The sequence below is a fragment of the Acinetobacter radioresistens DSM 6976 = NBRC 102413 = CIP 103788 genome, from assembly GCF_006757745.1.
Taxonomy (GTDB): Bacteria; Pseudomonadota; Gammaproteobacteria; order Pseudomonadales; family Moraxellaceae; genus Acinetobacter; species Acinetobacter radioresistens.
On sequence record NZ_AP019740.1, the window covers coordinates 1375731 to 1395488 of the forward strand.

15 protein-coding genes and 1 pseudogene are annotated in these 19758 nt (G+C 37.7%); 3 read left to right on the forward strand and 13 right to left on the reverse strand.

Annotated features, from left to right (window positions below):
• Positions 1 to 18: 18 nt before the first annotated feature.
• Both ACRAD_RS06420 and ACRAD_RS06425 read right to left on the reverse strand, forming a co-directional pair.
• Entirely contained in the window at positions 19 to 1233 is a 1215-nt protein-coding gene (locus ACRAD_RS06420) for an amino acid aminotransferase (protein ID WP_005025811.1), read from the reverse strand.
• Between the two features lie 93 nt (positions 1234 to 1326).
• A complete protein-coding gene (locus ACRAD_RS06425; protein ID WP_005014401.1) occupies positions 1327 to 2712 on the reverse strand; it encodes an amino acid permease in 1386 nt (461 codons plus the stop codon).
• Between the two features lie 471 nt (positions 2713 to 3183).
• Here ACRAD_RS06425 and ACRAD_RS06430 point away from each other — a divergent pair, with 471 nt between their 5' ends.
• On the forward strand, positions 3184 to 3963 hold the full coding sequence (locus ACRAD_RS06430; RefSeq protein ID WP_005014399.1) for an IclR family transcriptional regulator: 780 nt from the start codon (positions 3184 to 3186) through the stop codon (positions 3961 to 3963).
• A 110-nt stretch (positions 3964 to 4073) separates the two neighbouring features.
• Here ACRAD_RS06430 and hppD read toward each other — a convergent pair whose 3' ends face one another.
• Positions 4074 to 5132 carry a 4-hydroxyphenylpyruvate dioxygenase gene (gene hppD, locus ACRAD_RS06435; RefSeq protein WP_005014397.1) on the reverse strand — a complete coding sequence of 353 codons (1059 nt, stop codon included), beginning with the start codon at positions 5130 to 5132 and terminating at the stop codon, positions 4074 to 4076.
• An 821-nt stretch (positions 5133 to 5953) separates the two neighbouring features.
• Here hppD and ACRAD_RS06440 point away from each other — a divergent pair.
• The gene (locus tag ACRAD_RS06440) at positions 5954 to 7000 is read left to right on the forward strand and encodes a 3-deoxy-7-phosphoheptulonate synthase (RefSeq protein WP_005025814.1); all 1047 of its coding nucleotides are present in this window, start codon (positions 5954 to 5956) and stop codon (positions 6998 to 7000) included.
• A gap of 57 nt (positions 7001 to 7057) precedes the next feature.
• Here the strand turns inward: ACRAD_RS06440 and ACRAD_RS06445 are convergent, their stop codons facing one another.
• The 7 genes from ACRAD_RS06445 to ACRAD_RS06475 all read right to left on the reverse strand — a co-directional run bounded on the left by ACRAD_RS06445 (position 7058) and on the right by ACRAD_RS06475 (position 13908).
• Positions 7058 to 8242, reverse strand: a complete 1185-nt coding sequence (locus tag ACRAD_RS06445; protein ID WP_005025815.1) for an MFS transporter — start codon at positions 8240 to 8242, stop codon at positions 7058 to 7060.
• A gap of 283 nt (positions 8243 to 8525) precedes the next feature.
• On the reverse strand, positions 8526 to 8900 hold the full coding sequence (gcvH, locus tag ACRAD_RS06450; RefSeq protein WP_005014391.1) for a glycine cleavage system protein GcvH: 375 nt from the start codon (positions 8898 to 8900) through the stop codon (positions 8526 to 8528).
• 70 nt (positions 8901 to 8970) lie between these two features.
• Entirely contained in the window at positions 8971 to 9999 is a 1029-nt protein-coding gene (locus ACRAD_RS06455; RefSeq protein ID WP_005014389.1) for an AraC family transcriptional regulator, read from the reverse strand.
• Positions 10000 to 10095: 96 nt separating this feature from the next.
• On the reverse strand, positions 10096 to 10545 hold the full coding sequence (locus ACRAD_RS06460; RefSeq protein WP_005025818.1) for a MaoC family dehydratase: 450 nt from the start codon (positions 10543 to 10545) through the stop codon (positions 10096 to 10098).
• On the reverse strand, positions 10545 to 12401 hold the full coding sequence (locus ACRAD_RS06465) for an ABC transporter ATP-binding protein (RefSeq protein ID WP_005014384.1): 1857 nt from the start codon (positions 12399 to 12401) through the stop codon (positions 10545 to 10547). Before ACRAD_RS06465 ends, ACRAD_RS06460 begins: the two co-directional genes overlap by 1 nt.
• 301 nt (positions 12402 to 12702) lie before the next feature.
• Positions 12703 to 13638, reverse strand: coding sequence for a sensor domain-containing diguanylate cyclase (locus ACRAD_RS06470; RefSeq protein WP_005014382.1), 936 nt, complete (start codon positions 13636 to 13638; stop codon positions 12703 to 12705).
• 18 nt (positions 13639 to 13656) lie between these two features.
• A complete protein-coding gene (locus ACRAD_RS06475) occupies positions 13657 to 13908 on the reverse strand; it encodes an NADPH-dependent 7-cyano-7-deazaguanine reductase (RefSeq protein WP_227548696.1) in 252 nt (83 codons plus the stop codon).
• A gap of 453 nt (positions 13909 to 14361) precedes the next feature.
• On the opposite strand from ACRAD_RS06475, the gene ACRAD_RS06480 reads away from it, so the two are divergent.
• Complete coding sequence (locus tag ACRAD_RS06480) at positions 14362 to 14784, forward strand: DUF6438 domain-containing protein (protein WP_010700138.1); 423 nt, start codon at positions 14362 to 14364, stop codon at positions 14782 to 14784.
• A 251-nt stretch (positions 14785 to 15035) separates the two neighbouring features.
• Here the strand turns inward: ACRAD_RS06480 and ACRAD_RS06485 are convergent, their stop codons facing one another.
• The 3 genes and pseudogenes from ACRAD_RS06485 to ACRAD_RS06495 all read right to left on the reverse strand — a co-directional run bounded on the left by ACRAD_RS06485 (position 15036) and on the right by ACRAD_RS06495 (position 19000).
• Entirely contained in the window at positions 15036 to 16607 is a 1572-nt protein-coding gene (locus tag ACRAD_RS06485; RefSeq protein ID WP_017401124.1) for a sensor domain-containing diguanylate cyclase, read from the reverse strand.
• 270 nt (positions 16608 to 16877) lie between these two features.
• Positions 16878 to 17918 carry an IS481 family transposase gene (locus ACRAD_RS06490; protein ID WP_005025828.1) on the reverse strand — a complete coding sequence of 347 codons (1041 nt, stop codon included), beginning with the start codon at positions 17916 to 17918 and terminating at the stop codon, positions 16878 to 16880.
• Between the two features lie 136 nt (positions 17919 to 18054).
• Positions 18055 to 19000, reverse strand: a pseudogene (locus ACRAD_RS06495) (GGDEF domain-containing protein).
• Positions 19001 to 19758 lie beyond the last annotated feature (758 nt).

Consider the following 19758-nt stretch of genomic DNA (forward strand, 5'->3'; position numbering starts at 1 on the left):
TTTTTTATTTATTTAAAATTAAACAGTGACTAAACTCTTTTTCAAAACAGCAGCCATTGCTTCAGCCACATAATAAATATTTTTCTGGTTTAGACCTGCAACACACATACGTCCGCTTCGAACCAGATAAATACCGTATTTTTCCTTAAGCAGATCGACCTGTTCAGCAGTCAACCCGGTATAACTAAACATACCGTTCTGGTTTACCAAGTAGCTAAAGTCTTGATTTGGTAATGCGCGACTTAATTCATCTTTTAGAATCTGACGCATTTTCTGGATACGGGTACGCATACCTTCAACTTCAGTCAGCCAAAGGGAGTGTAGTTCTTCATCATTGAGCACATTTTCAACCAGTAATGCACCCGTTGTAGGGGGGCTAGAGTAAATACGGCGAACGGTAGCCTTGAGCTGGCCCAGAACGCGCTGAGCTGTTTCTTGGTCGTCACAGACAAAGGAAAGTCCGCCAACACGTTCACCATATAGCGAGAAAATCTTGGAAAATGAATTGCTGACAATAAAGTTCATTCCTGCCTGATCCAGTGCACGGATCAGATAAGCATCTTCTTGCATGCCGTGGCCAAAGCCCTGATAGGCAATGTCCAAAAACGGAATCAGGTTTCCTGTTTTTAATACTTCAATTACCTGATCCCACTGTACAGGAACAAGATCGGCGCCAGTCGGGTTATGACAGCATGGATGCAATAATACGATACTTTGTTCTGGCAGTTGCTTTAAGGTATCTAGCATACCCGCAAAGTCCACACCATGGGTTTCAGCATCAAAATATGGATAGTAATGTGTATTGATACCTGCACCATTGAAGATGGCTACATGATTATCCCAAGTTGGATTACTTACCCAGATTTCAGACTCAGGAAAGTATTTCTTAAGGAAATCTGCACCTACTTTAAGAGCACCTGATCCGCCTAATGTTTGAATTGTAGCAACACGTCCCTGAGCTCGAGCCGGACTGTTTTCAGTAAACAGCAAGTTTTGAATGGCTTCACGGTAAGGTTTGAAGCCTTCCATTGGCAGGTACAGTTTGGTCGTATCGTTCAGCTTGGCAATATGCTTGTACGCTGTTTTAATGGCTTCGAGCTGTGGCACAATACTGTCTTCATTATAATAAAGTCCAATACTCAGGTTTACCTTGTCTGTACGGGCATCCGTATTGAACTCTTCCATTAGAGACAGAATCGGATCACCCGGATAAGGATTTACATGCTCAAACATTCAATTACTTCCTTAAGTCGTACAGCCTTCTAACTGTACTCTGTTAAAAACTGCTCCAGTCCATCATCCATGTTCTGGAGGGGATTTACTGGCTCAGGTGTCAGTTTCCAGAACCATATTATGACGTTGAAGTGCCTTGCGCTTTTTAATCTGATAGGCGATCAGCAGGCACAACAGCCATCCTGGGATCATCATAACTGCAATACGCATATCTGGCGTCATTATCATAATGCCTAAAATACCAATCATAAAGACTATACAGAGATAGTTTGTGAATGGATAAGCCAAACTTGGAAATTGCGTGGTTTTGTTTTCACGTATCATCTGTTTGCGGAATTTTAAGTGAGTGATAAAAATGACCATCCAGTTAATAACGATCGCAGCAACAACCAGCATCATCAGCAGACTAAACGCTTTCTCTGGAAACATGTAATTGAGCAGTACACAGAGCAGGGTAACAAAAGCAGAGATTAGTACGGCCGGCACCGGAATACCATTTTTGTTAATTTTACTCAAAAACTCAGGTGCATTACCCTGTTTGGCCAGACCGAGCAGCATGCGACTGGTACAGTAACTGGTACTGTTATAAACAGAAACTGCTGCTGTCAGTACTACAAAATTCAGTACAGTCGCAACTCCCTGACTGTTAAGAGAATCAAAAATCAGCACAAACGGACTGCCGCCTTCGGCCATTTTGTTCCATGGAAATAGCGATAAAATTACTACGAGAGTACCGATATAAAAAATTAGGATACGGTAGACAATCTGGTTAATAGCTTTAGGCAAGGTTTTCCCGGGTTCGTGCGTTTCTGCTGCAGCAATACCGACAAGTTCAATACCACCAAAAGCAAACATGATTACAGCCATGGCCATAACCAGACCACTGATGCCGTTCGGAAAAAACCCACCTAGTGCCCAAAGATTGCTGATGGTCGATTGTGGTCCTGCGCTACCGGTAGTGAGCAGATAGCTACCGAAGCCGATCATACAAATGATCGCCACCACCTTGATAATAGCGAGCCAGAATTCCATTTCACCAAAAAATTTGACATGAAGCAGGTTAATGCCGTTGATCAGAATAAAAAAGCCTAAGGCGGTCATCCAGGTTGGAATTTCAGGCCACCAGTAGTGGATATAAAGACCAATTGCACTGAGTTCTGCCATACACACCAGTACGTTCAGTACCCAGTAATTCCACCCAGACATAAATCCTGCGAATTTTCCCCAGTACTTGTAAGCAAAATGACTAAATGAACCGCTTACCGGTTCTTCTACAATCATTTCACCTAACTGGCGCATCATCAGGAAAGCAATCAGTCCTGCTATTGCATAGCCCAGAATAACTGAGGGGCCGGCCATTTTAATTGTTTGAGAAATTCCCAGAAATAGACCGGTACCGATTGCTCCTCCAAGAGCAATCAGCTGAATATGACGATTCTTTAAACCTGCGTTTAAATCACCTTGTTGAGGATTATCCATATGATCCTTTCTTCCTTGTGTTTTTCGCATTCGTAATAATTTTATACTTAATTACGTATAACATAATTTAAACCTTGAGAACATAGCCGATTTTTTAAATTTTTGACTGAAAAGTCTAGTTATATTGTTGGGTTAGCCATTATATAAAAATAAGTTATTGTTTTAATAAATAAAAATTATTCATAAATTTTATTCTAATTGCCGTTGAGCCTGTATCTTTATATGGCATGAGAAAAGTTACTCAACGCTAAATTTTTTCTTTTGGCCAAGTCTGTAATGAGCTAAAACATTCAGCTTTAAAGAAGAAAACTATATTTTTCAGTTTTTTCCAGCTTTGTCGGGCTTGGTGATTGCTAAAAAATAATGAACTCTCTATGATCAGGCAGGCTGAAACTTGCTAAAGTCTCAGCATGAAAAACCGGAATAGACGAGCGAAGACGGATATTTAAAAAGGATGAAAAGGGTTAAAACATGAGTGAAGAAAAGGTCTCTGGTGGTGTTCAGTCTCTAGAAATAGGGCTACACGTATTCAATTCACTGGTAGAACATAATAACCCCATCATGCTGAAAGACCTTTCACACAAACTCGGCATGCATCCTGCTAAAGTCCACCGTTATCTGGCCAGTCTGATACGCATGAATTATGCCAGACAGCTTGAAGATGGCCAGTATGGCCTTGGTGAACAAGCATGGCGTCTAGGTTTACGTTGTATCCAGCATACGGACACCTTGCAACTGGTTCAAAGCCAGATTTATGAAATGCAGGGCAAAATCGGTTCAAGTATTCAGATTAGTAAATGGTCGCCGCGGGGCCCTCTGGTTGTCCAGTCAATTGAATCGTTGCATCCGGTATCGATCGTGACGCGTGTAGGCTCAATCATGCCATTAGTCAACTCTGCTGCGGGCCGGATCTATGCGTCTTACTTGCCTGAACATCTGGTGCGGCCACTTATGGAAGAAGAGTGGAAAAAACATACCTCATCAAATAAAACACTTTCCCCTAAAAATTGGGAAGAGTTCTTAATATTAAAGAATCAGATACAGGCACAAAAAATGTCGGTGGCACAAGGTGATCTTCTGACCGGGATTAATGCAGTTGGTTTACCTATTTTTAATACTTACAATGCTATCGAGTTTTGTATTGTGGTAATTGATAGTGAAGATATGCTGCCCATTCAAGCGAACCATGAAAAAATTATATTTTTAAAGCAGATGGCCGAATCAATTAACCAGTACATCCGTGAAAGATAACTAACTGGTTAAAGACAAGAAGGCGCTATTAGAGCGCCTTCTTGATTTTATAAAAATATCAAAAAATGCAGGGAAAAACTCCTGCATTCTCTAAACATAGGGATTATAAATTAATCAGTTACACTGAGTACACCACGTTTAATCTGATCGCGTTCAATTGATTCAAACAGGGCTTTGAAGTTGCCTTCACCAAAACCGTCGTCATCTTTACGCTGAATAAATTCAAAGAAGACTGGTCCGATCATATTCTCAGAAAAGATCTGAAGTAGAAGACGTTTTTCGCCGTCTTTAGTATTACCATCTAGTAAAATGCCACGTTTTTTCAGCTCTTCTGTTGGTTCACCATGATTTGGTAAACGCTCAGGCAGCATTTCATAATAGGTTTCTGGTGGCGCCGTCATGAACTTGGCTCCTAAGTCATGTAGCTTATCCCAAGTCGAAACCAGATCATCTGTGATGAATGCAATATGCTGGATACCTTCACCATTAAAGTCAGCCAGGAATTCGGCAATCTGGCCATTTCCTTTATCACTGTCTTCATTTAATGGAATACGAATCATGCCATCTGGAGCAGTCAGGGCTTTTGATGTTAAGCCAGTGTATTCGCCTTTAATATCGAAATAGCGGATTTCCTGGAAGTTGAAAATCTTTTCATAGAAATTAGCCCAGTATTCCATACGGCCTTTATAAACATTATGGGTCAAATGATCAATTTCATTTAGACCAGTTCCAACCGGATTTGCATCTACACCTTCTAGGAACTCAAAGTCACTCTGGTAAATATCCCGATCAATCAGGAAAATTGGCATACCACCAATCCCTTTAATCGCCGGGATATTCAGTTCCATTGGACCTACCTTGTTTAGCATTGGTTCAGCGCCCAGCTCAAGCGCCTTTTTATAAGCCTTTGCAGCATCTTTAGTTTTAAAACCCATAGCACAGGCAGAAGGGCCATGCTCATTAAAGAAATAAGATGCGTATGATTCTGGCTGATAGTTTAAAATAATATTGATATTGCCTTGGCGCCATAAATAAACATTCTTAGACTTGTGGCGGGCTACTTTAGTAAAACCAATCGTTTGAAACACCTGATCTAGTTCACCATCCTTCGATACGAATTCAATGAAAGCAAATCCGCAGAGTTCTAAAGGATTTTCTAAAACGTTCATACAACTTCCTCTTGTTGTGTTCAAAAGCCTGTTCAGCTTTTGCCTTCTACCTGAAATTATTTTTAATTCTGAACATGAATCCGGATTGGAAATATAGAAATACTCAAATATGTTTTTCTACTCTTAAGCATCCGAGCCTGTTACAGAGTTAAAATTTTTAGTGAAATTTTCAGAATGTCCCATAATTAATTCTATTGCTTATTTCCATGCCCTAGATAAATTACAGACTACATCCCATTTGTTTCAATGATACTCAAAACAAAAAGTTATGCAATACATAATTAAATTATGTAGTCTGTAATTTGGGCAATAATTATATAAGTTCATGTTGAGGCAAAACAGGCTAAAAATTCTTCCTTATAGAGTTTATCAATTGTTTTATCTAGGTTTTATTCATTAAATCTTAATCATAAATAGAAGTTTATTTAATAATAAATAATTTTTTTAGTTTAAGTTCTTGTCAAAGAAACAATGTACGCGTATTTTAGAAAATAGATATTTTCTCAAACATTGGTACAAGATGTTAAAGCAACCTGAACTTATGAACGCATATTATTATTTCTGGCAGTTTAAATGATTGCCTGAATGCGTTCGGGCAAATAAAGGTTGCCCATCAAAATTAAAACCTGATCGGCAAACCTGATCAGGTTTTTTTATGTCTTATAGATTGATAATTATGGAGCTTCCCTCATGTATACATTTAACTTTACTTATTTTGGCAATTTTTATTGGTTTTATTTTGGCCCGCACATGCAATCGCTTAGATCTCTTACGCTCAAATAAATCATCGGACTGAAATAAACAGTCCAGAGGAATAACCAATGAATGCTCTCAATACTGCTTTAAACCAATCGGCTACAACAGAAAAAACTTTAAGCCTGCCTCATCAATTAAAAGCACAATATTCTTTATCTCCTGCATTAGCCCGGCAAGTTGCTGAGCATCGTACAACTATACAAAATATTCTTTCAGGCGAAGACTCTCGTCTTATGGTAATTACAGGACCTTGTTCTATTCATGATCCGGTTGCTGCACTCGAATATGCCCAAAAATTAAAACAGCTCCAAACTAAAATTTCAGACCAGATTTTTCTGGTCATGCGCGCTTATATTGAGAAACCTCGTACTACGGTCGGCTGGAAAGGGTTTTTATATGATCCACATTTAAATGGTTCTTCAGACTTGCAGTCAGGCTTAGAGCAATCCAGAGCTTTATATCTGCAACTCATCAGTATGGGTTTACCTATTGCGAGCGAAATTTTAAATCCGATGGCTACGGCATATTTTGATGACCTATTGGCTTGGGGAGCCATTGGCGCACGAACCAGCGAATCACAAATTCATCGAGAAATATCCAGCCATATGCCGTACAGCATTGGTTTTAAAAATGGTACCGATGGTTCAATTCAAATCGCACTAGATGCCATACAGTCAGCCAGAAACTCCCATCAGTTCATGGGTATGAGCCAAAATGGCTTACCTTGTATGTTAAACAGTCTGGGTAACAAGTTACCACATTTGATATTACGTGGTGCAAATTCAGGCCCTAATTATGACCTTGCATCAATTGAACGGATACGTGCCTGTCACAAAGCTGTGCTTCCACCTTTAGTTATTGATTGCAGTCATGGCAACAGTTCTAAAAATCCTTTATTACAGACCTCAGTACTCCAGCAAATTATTGCTGAGCGTAGTGAAACTGATGTACGGGGAGTAATGCTGGAAAGCCATCTTGTAGATGGAAACCAAGCAATCTCCTGTAATATGATATATGGTCAGTCAGTCACAGACGGTTGCTTGGGATGGGATAAGACATCTGCCTTGTTGCTTTCTGTTGCAGAGCAGATGCGCTATGAATGTGTAGTATAAAATATAAATAAGAGCAGGGGCCCGTATACTTAAAGAATACGGGCTATATCTGTAAATTTAGGGTTGTAGGGGGTTCTGTCTGTCTACAACAATCTTATAAAATATCAAGCTTAAAGCGATAATAAAAGCACAAAGCAGGTACATCACCGTATAGCCGTACAATGCAACTACATAGCCTAGTAATACAGCCCCTAATGCTATCCCTGTATCATATAAAGTAAAGAAGGTTGAAGTCGTATGGCCAATACGATATCTAGGCGAACGCTGGATTGCCAAAGTTTGTAAACAGGGCTGAAGTGAGCCGAAACCCATACCGATAAATATTGCACTGATCATTAGACCGGTTAAAGTTTCAATCTGGCTAAGAAGTATCAAACCGATAATAAAAAGAATGATAGATGGATAAATAATGATATTTGGGCCTTTAATATCATACAGTCGGCCAGTAAATGGACGAATACTCATCATAGCCACAGCAAATACTACAAAAAACAATCCAGCAGAGCTGAGTAAGCCTTTAGTTTCAGCAAAAGTTGAAATATAAGACATAATACTAGAGTAACCAAATGCCAGGAGCATAACCATCAGGGAAGCGGGTAAAGCACGTTTTTCAACAAAATCCTGTAAGCTGATTTTCTTTTTCTCAGTAACTTCAGGTGATTTTTTAATTTCGCGAATGGGGATAAGCAGGCAGAAAGCAAAGCCTAGACAAATAATGGTTGCTAAAATCAGCGCGACGGTAGTGTAGCCTAATGGTTGAATCAAGCTAAGCCCTAAAAGTGGACCCAGCACCAGCCCCAAGTTTATTGACATAATAAAATAGCCCATGCCTTCGCCTTTACGTTTTTCTGGAATGAAGTCATTGGCAATCGGTACACAAACCGTAGTAAGAATACTAAACCAGATACCATGCAGAAAACGGATAACCAGCAGAACACTAAGATTGTCTGCCAGAAGATAAGCGAATGAAAAAAGACAAAAAATCAGCTCAGAAACTAAAAAGGTCTTTTTCTTGCCAAATTTTTCAATGATTAAGCCACTAAATGGTCGCACTACAATAGAAGAGACCATAAATAGAGTCATGGCTAAACCAGCCTGAGCTACAGTACCATTCAGGTCACTTATAATATAAACGGGTAGTACTGCAGTTTGTGCGAAATAAAATATGAACAAAAACATGTTATTGAATAAGCAAAAAATAAAGAACTTATTCCATAACTGAGAGGAGTCTATGGATGCCATGATAAACCTATAATAACCGGGAGAGCATGACTTGAGACGTAGAGAAATTGATATTTTTTATAATAGGAAAAGAGGGAGATAAATAAAAAGTAAATACGTCATAAAGTCATATAACCTGTAAATTATAAGTGAAAGTATGTAAATTGTATAGAGACGATGAACTAAAGCAAGATTATGAGAAATAGCGATTAAGCTACATATGATATATAAATACAAAAACAGCTTCTTCTACAGTGTATGAGTGAATCTCAAGTTATGTAAAAGAAGCTGATGAAATTAATTTTTAAAGTCCAGCTTCATAAGCTGTATTAGAAAGTAATGTGTCTACATCTTGCATATTATCTGGACGAATTTTATAGATCCATCCCTTACCATACGGATCTTCATTGATAAAGTCTGGATCATCTTCAAGTGCAGAATTGATTTCTACAACTGTGCCTGAAACTGGTGCATGAATATCAGAAGCAGTTTTTACGGATTCGACCACACCAGCCTGTGCACCTGCTGTAATCTGACTGCCAACCTCTGGCATTTCTACATAGACCAGGTCACCTAAAGCATCTTGAGCGTGGTCGGAAATACCAGTAACCACAAGATCACCTACAATTTTTACCCATTCATGTGTACTTGCATACTTCAGTTCCGAAGGATGATTCATGCCGATTCCTCAAAAAGTTTTAAAGCATTTTTGCTTTGTGTTATACAGGTTTTTGTTTAAAAACTAAAGTCTATAAATACGGATCTTTACGCCAATTACTAGGACTGCGGCCGCTCCAGCGCTTAAAGGCACGGCTAAAATTGGCAACGTCAGAATAGCCCAGCTCGTCGGCAATCTGTTCAAGGGTATAGTCAGTCCGTGAGAGAAGTGATGTAGCATGCCGGTAGCGCACTTCATCAACCAGACTAGAAAAAGAGGTGCCCTCAGCAGCCAGCTGGCGTTTTAAGGTACGGTCTGACATATGCAACCGATCGGCCACGCTTTCTATACTAAGATAGTGCTGTTCTGAATGAGTGAGGATATCACGCACCCGCATGGCCAGACGTCGGCGTTCACCCAAAGCAGAAAGTTCAGCTTCACACTGGTTAATTGCGATTTGACTGGCAATCGGGTCAGCATTAACCATCTGTAAACCCAGAAACTTTTTATCAAAGCTGGAAAGTATGTGTGGCTGATTAAAACGGAAATGATGTGAAGGCATTTTGGCTAAATAGCGGTCAAATCCTTCAGGTTTGGCAAAATCAAAATCAATTTCTCCTTCAAGGTTATTAATGCCAGTAATAGCCTTGGCCATACTGATAATACCAATAGTCAGGGCAAGAATAATTTCGGTCCTTAAAGGTTCAAGTTGTATGTCACACTGTAATTGCAGGGTTGCCTTATCACCAAAAGTAGAAAAATAAAGCTGTAGAAAGGGCATACGAAGTTGAATAAAACGTGCAGCAAGAACCAGGGCTTCAGATATATTGCTGGCTGTCATGATTGCATAGCCAATAAAGCCATGAATTGAAATTCGCATTTGGGTACCAAGATGGTAGCCTAAAGATTGCTCGCCTGTAATTTTTAAGGCATGTTTTATCAGTTCGTTGGCAAGAGGAGTTGGAATACGGTAATCCGGGTGTGCGAGCTGTTCACTACTAAAATGAAAGGGGGCAAATAAAGTCTCTGCGCTATAGCCCCAGCGTGACACCACATCTAGCAATAACAGGCCATATACCCCTGGAATACCCACATCTTGCCGGGATGAAATTATCTCCATGCGCTATCCATTGCTCTCATGCTTTCCAACGTGCTGTTTACATCTTGGCATGAAATTAAACTTTAAACTAGAAGAATTGTTGGACAAATCAGTTGCTTAATTTTCAATTGCTGCTTTTTTAAATACTACTATTTTTGTAGTAGAGATTAATAGGAGATCCTGAAATTGGTTATAAGCCTGAGTGACATAAGTAACAATACCCCGATCATTTTTAGTTCTGGATGGAATGATTGCTGTAATTTCGACTTCAACATGAATGAGATCTCCCGGTCTGGTAGGCTTGGGCCAACGTAAACTGGTTTCGGTACCAATTAAACCGCCTGCTACCGGAAAGCACTCTGTCCATAAATGCATGGTAATTGCAGAGGTGTGCCAGCCACTTGCGGCCAGACCTTGAAAAACAGGATGCCGGCTTGCTTGCTCTTCATCCAGATGAAAAACCTGTGGATCATATTGAGTGGCAAATTTTTTGATTTCTTCAGTAGTCATTTCATATTCACGGCTGATAAAACGATCACCAATGTGCAAATCTTCCAGATAAGGCATTATTCTGTGTCCTCAACTTTCTTTGGTATTTGCTGTTCAACTAAAAAGCCACCAGTTTGACGTTGCCATAGTTGAGCATAAATACCATTTTGCTGAATCAGTTGCTCATGAGTACCCTGTTCAGCGATCCGGCCCTGATCCAGTACAATTAAACGGTCCATCTGGGCGATGGTCGAAAGCCTGTGAGCAATTGCAATGACTGTTTTTCCAGTCATAAGAGCGTCTAGACTTGACTGAATGGCAGCTTCGACTTCAGAATCCAGTGCACTGGTAGCTTCATCTAAAATCAGAATAGGTGCATCTTTTAAGAATACGCGGGCAATTGCAATACGTTGACGCTGTCCACCTGAGAGCTTGACACCACGTTCACCCACCTGCGCATCATAGCCCCGACGCCCCCCCAGATCAGTTAACTGAGGAATAAAGGTTTCTGCCTGAGCTTTACGTACAGCTTCATACATTTCCTCATCAGTTGCATCTGGCCGGCCATATTTAATATTTTCTGATACGCTACGGTGTAGCAGAGAAGTATCCTGAGTAACCAAAGCAATATTAGCGCGCAGGCTGTCCTGAGTTACATTCTGGATATCTTGGCCATCTATTAAAATACGGCCATTTTGAATGGTATAAAACCGCAGCAACAATTGAATAAGGGTTGACTTACCTGCGCCAGAACGGCCAACAATCCCGATTTTTTCACCTGGCCGAATGGTAAGATTCAACTGATCAATTACATTTTTTTCATTATAAGCGAAAGATACATTATCAAAACGAATTTCACCCGCAGTTACTTTTAATGGCTTGGCATCTTTTTTATCCTGTATTTCTACCGGTCTGCTTAAAGTTCCCATTCCATCCTGAATTGTTCCGATATTCTCAAAAAGGGCAGAAATTTGCCACATGATAAAGAATGCCATACTGTTAAGCTTCATAATCATGGCTGTGGTTGCGGCAACCACTCCAAGACCGGCTTTACCTTCTACCCATAGATGAATGGCTGTTCCCAATACACCTAGAAAAAGTACAGCACTCAGCATATTTACACTGATTTCAAATTTAGCTCCAAGACGCATTTGCCGATATACTGTCACCATAAATTCCATCATGGACTCTTTGGCATAACGACTTTCACGGCCGGCGTGTGCAAATAGCTTGACAGTCTGAATATTGGTATAGGCATCTGTAACACGTCCAGTCATGACAGCACGGGCATCAGCTTGCTGTTTTGACACTTTACCCAGGCGTGGAATAAAGTAGTAAGCTGCGATCATGAACAGAACTAACCAGACGAGTAGGGGTATCATTAGAACAGGTGAAATACCTATAAACACAATACTGATCGTAGTGAAATAGACCACTACGTAGGCCATCATGTCGCCTAAAATAACCCAGAATTCTCGTACTGCTAACGCTGTTTGCATGACCTTGGCAGATAAGCGCCCGGCAAAATCATTATGAAAAAAATCGAGACTTTGCTGTAAAAGAAAATTGTGAAAACGCCAGCGCAGACGCATTGGAAAATTGCTATATAAAATCTGATGCTTAACAATAGACTGCATACTGGCAAAGAGGATGTTGGCAAACAGAAAGCTGGCCAGAATCAGCAGATTGGTTTCATGATTTACATAAAAAGTATCAGGTTGGCTTGTACCTAGCCAGTCAACCAGTTGTCCTATTTTCGAATAGAGTAAAGCCTCAAAGCTTGCGGCGCCCGCAGTTACAAGGACTAATAAAAAAATATAAGGACGCAAGCCTTTAGTGGCTTGCCAGATAAATGGAAAAAACCTTCTTGGTAATGATTCGTAAAGACCTTCAGTGGGATAGGCATCGACACGCTTTTCGAACCACTTCAACATTATTTTTTCCTCTGAATACAATATATTAACTAATATAAGTTTAATTCAATTTATAGGAGAGATAGAGATTGATCAATCATTAATTTAGCCATATTCCGCCATATAATAATATTCAAAATATGAGTTTTTTAGCCGTACTACACTTAATTTTACGCCATATAAGAGAAAAGATAATGGCGTAAATTGTGAATTCAACAGGAAAAACAGATATGAAAAAATTATTAGCTAGCGGTAGACTTGAAAAGCTGGTGCGATTTTGAAGGATAAAAAATCTGCTTGTAACTTTACCGGATTAATAAAATCAGGACTTGCTGAGCCGCTTATGTGTATACATCTGTTGATCTGCTTCTCTGATAGCAGCTGATAGACCAAAAGTCGGATGACGCATAGCCAGCCCGATTGAAGCACTAATCTTTGCCTTTTCAAAGGCCTGTGTAATGCGATTAACCAACGATTCAGCACCTGAATGATCATTTTCAATACTTAGTATGGTGAACTCGTCACCTCCTAAGCGGGCTAGAATATCATTATTACGTACATTATCACGCAATACGACAGCTGTCTTGCGAATTAACTCATCACCAGCCTCATGACCCAGATGATCATTAACAGTTTTAAGATTGTTGAGGTCTATCATAACCACAGCAGCAGGGTGACCTAATTGCTTGCAACGTTCTTCTTCTGCATTTATTAATTTATCCCAAGCCCGCCGGTTATATAAACCAGTCAAACCATCACTCATTGCTTCTACTTCAAGACGCTCACGTTGTCTGACCTGTTCAATTTCACGCAGTTCAGCCTGTAGAATCCGGCTTAAAAGCTCTCCAAAGACTTCGATCAGTTTTGCTTCTTGAACCAGTTCAGGCGCTTGCGGGTGAGGGTCAATCGCACAGAGTGTACCAAATAAATGACCATCTTCACTTACTAAGGGCTGTCCAATATAAGCCTGAATCTCTACCTGTTTCCTGATAGGAGCGTTTAGATATAAGGGTATATCATCAGAACGTGGTGCAATTCTTGGTGCATTACCTGTGACCATATGTGAACAGAAAGAATCTGCCCAGCGAAAAACTTGTCCAGGTTGAACATTATAGCCATGATCTTCACTCTGCAGCACGATCCAGTCATCGCCTTCAACCCGTGTAATCATCCATAGATTAAAACCGAAGCGGTCATGAAGATAACGTAAAACAGCCTGGCCTGCTTCCTCAAAGTTTTTCGAATATGAAATACCCATATAACCAGCCTTTATATCTCAAGATTTAACTTCTATAACCTTAATAGGGCGACCTTGACCAATTTTCAAGATTCCACTGCCACTGTTAAAATGAATCGATGTGTTTCCATTTTCCAGTCGTATACCATTTTTTGTTTTAACCCGCTTAAGATAATAAACAATGCCTCTCTGATCAGTAAGTTCCGCATTTTCGAAATTATTTGTGGTTTTGAGAGTGACTACTATATTATCAGGATCTATGAATTTGAGTACCTGTTCCTCTTCATTCATATTTATAACCTGTTTAGATGTCATCTGGGTAGCTACTATTTGATTTGGAGAGATTTGAACAGCATAGGATCTACTCCATATATAACTTAATAAAAGTAATGCTATAATAACATTTATATATCTCATGCTTTTATCTTCTCAATAATATAAAAATTAATAAAAGATATACAAAAATTCTAAATACTAAAAAGCATAAAATTAAATATTTGTCTATGAAGACTACTTTTTTGGTAAACAGATTTCAAAAAAATATATAATGAAGCATTATTAAACTTTAAATAAAAACTATTAATCTAAAAATATTTATTCCTTTTCTATATTAGATAATAAAAAAAATACAGAATAAAATATGAATATTGTATATAATAATATTTTTTTATTTTAAAAAATAAAATGATGAATAAATTCTTTCTTTTGTCTACTGTATTTTTCTGCTTAACAGGGTGCGCTTCTGTGTCTTATCCAGATCAGAATAGGATTGTAGAAGAAACAATTAGTTATTCTACGTCACGTTGTTTTGGTGCTTGTCCGGTATATTCTGTAACAATTCAGCCTAGTGGAGCTGTACATTTTAACGGAGAGCGGTTTACAAAAGTCGTCGGAGAGCAAGATATCATTGTTTCCCCTGGAATCTATAAAAAGCTTTCTAGTCAATTAAGCAGATATAAGCCCGCACCAGGAAAAGTAGAAAATAATTATAATTGTGTAAATAAAGCTACTGATCATCAAACGGTTAGTTTTGTATGGACGGATAAAAGTGGAGTAGAAACAAAGTTAGACCATTATATGGGGTGTATGAATTCATCTGATAAAAGTTTTAATCAATTTATCGAACAATTACCTGAAATGCTTGGAATTAATGATTTAATACGCTAAAAACAAAAACAATCTAAATTTATAAAAAATTAATCTTTTATGTAGGTTCTATTTATATAAAAGATTAATAAATATATATTTTTAAGATTAGTATTTTATAAATTTTAATATTAACAAGGTCTATAAAATAAAAATACTTTTTTATTTTCAAGTTTTATAGGGCAGTAAAACTGTACATAGAAAAATCTTATTTGATTATGAGACCTTGGACTTAAAAAAGCCTTTTATAAAAAATAGCCTAAGTACTATTTCTAATAATGAACCTGATTGCGGCCTGCAATTTTAGCCTGATAAAGTTTTGCATCAGCTATTTCAAAAACTTTTGCTACTTCTCTCGAAGTTTCTGGCCAGAATGCGATACCGATAGAAATTGTTATCGGGCCGATACCATCGGTTAAGGTATTTTCCATTTTCTTTCTTAAACGTTCAGCACTTTTATATGCGTTTTCTATATCAGCTTGAGGCATAAGCACAACAAATTCTTCACCACCATAACGACAGCATAAATCATTTTTCCTAAAGTTATTTAAAATATGTTGAGCCACTTGCTTTAAAATTCTGTCACCTTGAGCATGACCATAAGAATCATTAATCTTTTTAAAATAATCAATATCTATCAGTAAAACTGCAAAGTGAGTCTGGGTACGAGTCATTTCCTCAATAAAGATTTCTAGTCCTCTGCGATTAAAAAGGCCAGTAAGTGGGTCAGAGTTAATATGAAAATTCATTTCATCAATTTTATGACTAAACTTCTCTACACTGGAAAGTAGGGAAAATTTGAATTTTTGCACTTCGTAGTACCATGGTTTGATCGCCTTAATTTTCACTTCAGTTTCTGGCTGGTTTAAAGAGCTGGCAATTTTGGCGAGGTCATGAAGAGGAGAGGCTATAAAGGTAGAGGCCTTCCATACTAGATAAAAAATTAGGAGATAAAAAAGAAAAATTCCTGCAGACACTCTAGAAATAATTGATTTCGCGCGTTCAAGTAATTCATCTGTAGGCTGTTGTGAGACTACAATCCAATTAGTGGTGGGAATATGCGCGAAACCGACCAGATTCTTTACTCCCATACTGTTTACTAATTGAATTTTACCGTTCTTCTTTTTATTCATATAACTCAACCCTGTATTCCCGGTTATAGTTTGACCTATTCTTTTCATATCAGGGTGAAATATAATTTTATTATTCTGGTCTAATACATACATATAACTATTTCTATAACTGTATTGAATGGTCAGTAGCTCATTGATGATATTTTTTTCTTTCAGATAAATTGCTGCGCCTACATAGCCTTTGTAGACATGGTTATGGTCAAAGATAGGCTGGGAGATAAAAACAATTAAATTATTTTTAACTGAATAATATGGAGGAGAAACATAGGATTGCTTATTTTTCAGAGATTCTTGTGTTCCTAGTGACATTTGAACCTGCTGTTTGCTTAGGTTTAGATAATCAGGAGTATATTCAACAATAATTCCTTTAGAGTTACATATAACTACAGTATTGAAGTGATGTGATTGTCTCCTAAGACGATCAACTTCTGATGCTCTTACAGTTTCGTTGTTAAAAGACTTTCCTATAACTTCAGCACTATATTTGAGCTCATCCAAAGCTGTCTGAAATTGACCATCTGTGTTTAAAGCAATTTTAGAAGCATATTCATAATTAATTGAAAGTGAGTTTTCTATTAATTCCTGCTTGAGAATGCTATAGCTTATAAGGAGAGAAATAACAAATAAGGCGGAAACCGCTAAAATAGTTAAAATTAAAATTAATTTCCTTAAATTAAGCTTAAAGTAATTTTTTAAATTATAAGTGAGCATAGATGAGCTGACATTAAGGTAGAGTACATCTCTCATACTACTGTATTTAATATTACTAAATATTTATTCTTTGTTTCTATAAGTTAGACCATAGGCAGGCAGGATCAAAACAGTTCTCATAAATTTTATTATATTGCCAACACATATATAAGAGCGTAATTTATTTAGTTATACTGTAGTATAGTTAAGTTATTAAATTAAATCTGGCTATAAATTGTACTAGCTCAAACCTGATCTGACAGTTACCCATTTTTTATTGTGCCTGTCAGGTTAAATTTGAGCTAAATTTTTCTCAGCCCAAATCCGTTTTCCATCAAGTAAAGTTTCAAGTGGTGTACGACCACAGCACATTTTTCCTTGATGAGTCCGTTCAGTATTATAGAATTTCAGCCAATCGTCTAGATCAACTTGTAATTCTTCCAATGAGCTATAAAGCTTCTTCCTAAACGTAATTTGATAGAACTCCTGCAAAATCGTCTTATGGAAACGCTCACAGATACCATTTGTTTGCGGCGAAGCTGCTTTTGTCTTCGTGTGATCAATATCATTAACTGCCAGATACAACTCATAGTCATGTTGTTCTACCTTACCGCAATACTCATTACCTCTGTCTGTGAGGATGCGAAGCATTGGTAAGTCCTGAGATTGATAGAATGGCAACACACGATCATTGAGTAAATCAGCCGCTGTAATCGGTGTTTTTGTTGTATAGAGCTTGCAATGAACGACCTTGCTATAAGTGTCGATGAATGTTTGTTGATAGATTCGTCCAACACCTTTGAGATTCCCGACATAAAAGGTGTCTTGCGCGCCTAAATAGCCTGGATGAGCTGTTTCGATTTCACCACAAGCAACGTCATCCTCATGCTTACGTTCAAGTGCCGCAACCTGGTGATCATTTAATTCAATACCATCCTGTGCCACTTTAGCCTCAAGTGCTTTTAAACGCTTCTTAAAGTTTTCTAAATCATGACGAAGCCATATAGAGCGAACCCCACTCCCTGAAACGAATACACCCTTCTTGCGTAATTCATTACTAGTACGGTGCTGACCATATGCGGGATATTGAATTGCGAAATCAATAACAGCCTGTTCAGTAGCATCATCTACACGGTTTTTTAAATTTGGTACTCGACGGGACTTATTAATCAGTGCGTCAATATCACCAGACTTCACTAATTCCTGATAGCGATAAAATGTATCTCTTGAAACACCCATCACTTTGCATGCTCTGGATACATTCTGAAGCTCTTCAGCTAAATTGAGCAGACCTACTTTGTGTTTAATGATTTGATTGTTAGTATGCAACATAAGAAAGTTACCTTTGTTTGATTAAGATTTCGACACCTTTATCAAAACGGGTAACTTTCTCTTTTTCAAGAAGAATGTACGATCAAGTCTGAACTAATACATATAAATTTTTTAATTAAAACAGATATTTATATTTTTAAGTTTTAGTTTTACCTGACAGTTTATGCTCAAACATATTTTTATCTGCTGCGATTGCTGCTTTGTTAAGGCCATGATGAGGTCGCCGCGAAGCAACTCCAATAGCGGCATCTATTCCGGCTTCTTTAAAAGCCTCCTGAATACGGTGAAATAAAGCTAAAGCACCTTCTTGATCATTTTCTATACTTAAAATACCAAATTCATCTCCACCCAAGCGAGCCACAATATCTTTACGCCTTACACTAGCAAGAAGTACAGAGGCTGTTCTTTGAATTAATTCATCGCCGGAAGTATGCCCCAGACTGTCATTAACAGTTTTTAAATTATTGAGATCAACAATGAGAATTGAAGCAGGGTGTCCATGCCGTTTACAACGGTCTTCTTCAGCACTGACCAAATTATTCTAAGCTCTACGATTATATAGCTCAGTTAAGCTATCTCTTAATGCTTCAGCTTCAAGTCTTTCATGTTGTCGAATTTTCTCGTTTTCACGTAGCTCAGTTTGTAAGATATAACTTAATAACTGTGCAAAAAGCTCAATCATTTCAGCATATTGTAAAATTGATTCTGGTTGTGGTTGTGGGTCAACTGCGCATAATGTACCGAACAGGCTGCCATCTTCATTAAGCAGGGGCTGACCAATAATAAGCTTCTATGTTGACCTGCTTGTTTATAGGTGCATTAGCATATAGAGGAATATCTCTAGAGCGAGGTACAATTCTGGGTACTGTTTCCGTCACCATCTGCGAGCATAGCGTATCGGTCCAGTTCAGGACTTGGCCTTGCTTGACATTATATCCATGATCTTCACACTGTAAGATGATCCAGTTTTTACCTTCTACTCGGGTAATCATCCACAGGTTAAAACCAAGATGGGCATGCAAGTAGTGCAGGACAGCTTGCCCAGCCTCTTCAAAACTTTTGTAATTAAATCCATTTATCATATATTTTATTTACCTGATTAATAGCTTCTGTTCAAAATGAATAGCTAGAGCTTACTTACTTTCAAAGTTGAACTTATTCTTGCAGAAAACTATTTTTCTTAAACTTTAGTCTTTTAAAAGCTTATATCCTTAAGAGAAAATTATGCTATCAGCCCTTATCATACAAGAAGCTTTTCAGTAAAAATTCATTTTTAATTTTAAGAGAAGGATTAATTATATTAAATAGATGATCATGAAATATAAAATTTATAAGAATACAAGAGGTTAATTGTGTTTAAAATCCATTTAAATAAAAAAATATTTTATTATTTTGTATACATATTAAATTAAATCATACAAAATTAGTCAGAATTTATTAAAGAGAAGGTAAAAATTGTGAGGATAAGATTAGTTGCACTTTTCTTATTATTTGTTGGTGGATTATTCTATTATGCTTATAAATCTCAGCATGAACATGTACTTAAAAGAAGAGCGAATATTATGTCTACAGCACCTTTCCATACTTCTCCAGACCGTATTTATTCAGGAAAAAACTTTAAATTTACTAAAATTGATCAAAATGGACAGATCATTTTTAAGAGAAAAGAAGAATGAGCTCAATGGCGGTATGTATTTTAATCATTGTATTTTCTGAATTAACTCTATAATTTTATATAGGTAAAATAGGGCTGTATATTAATTGAGCTTTATAAATATTAGTATTATAAAATTTTCTTTAGTATTTCATCTGGTGTTTAAATTTTTAATATTAATAAGTG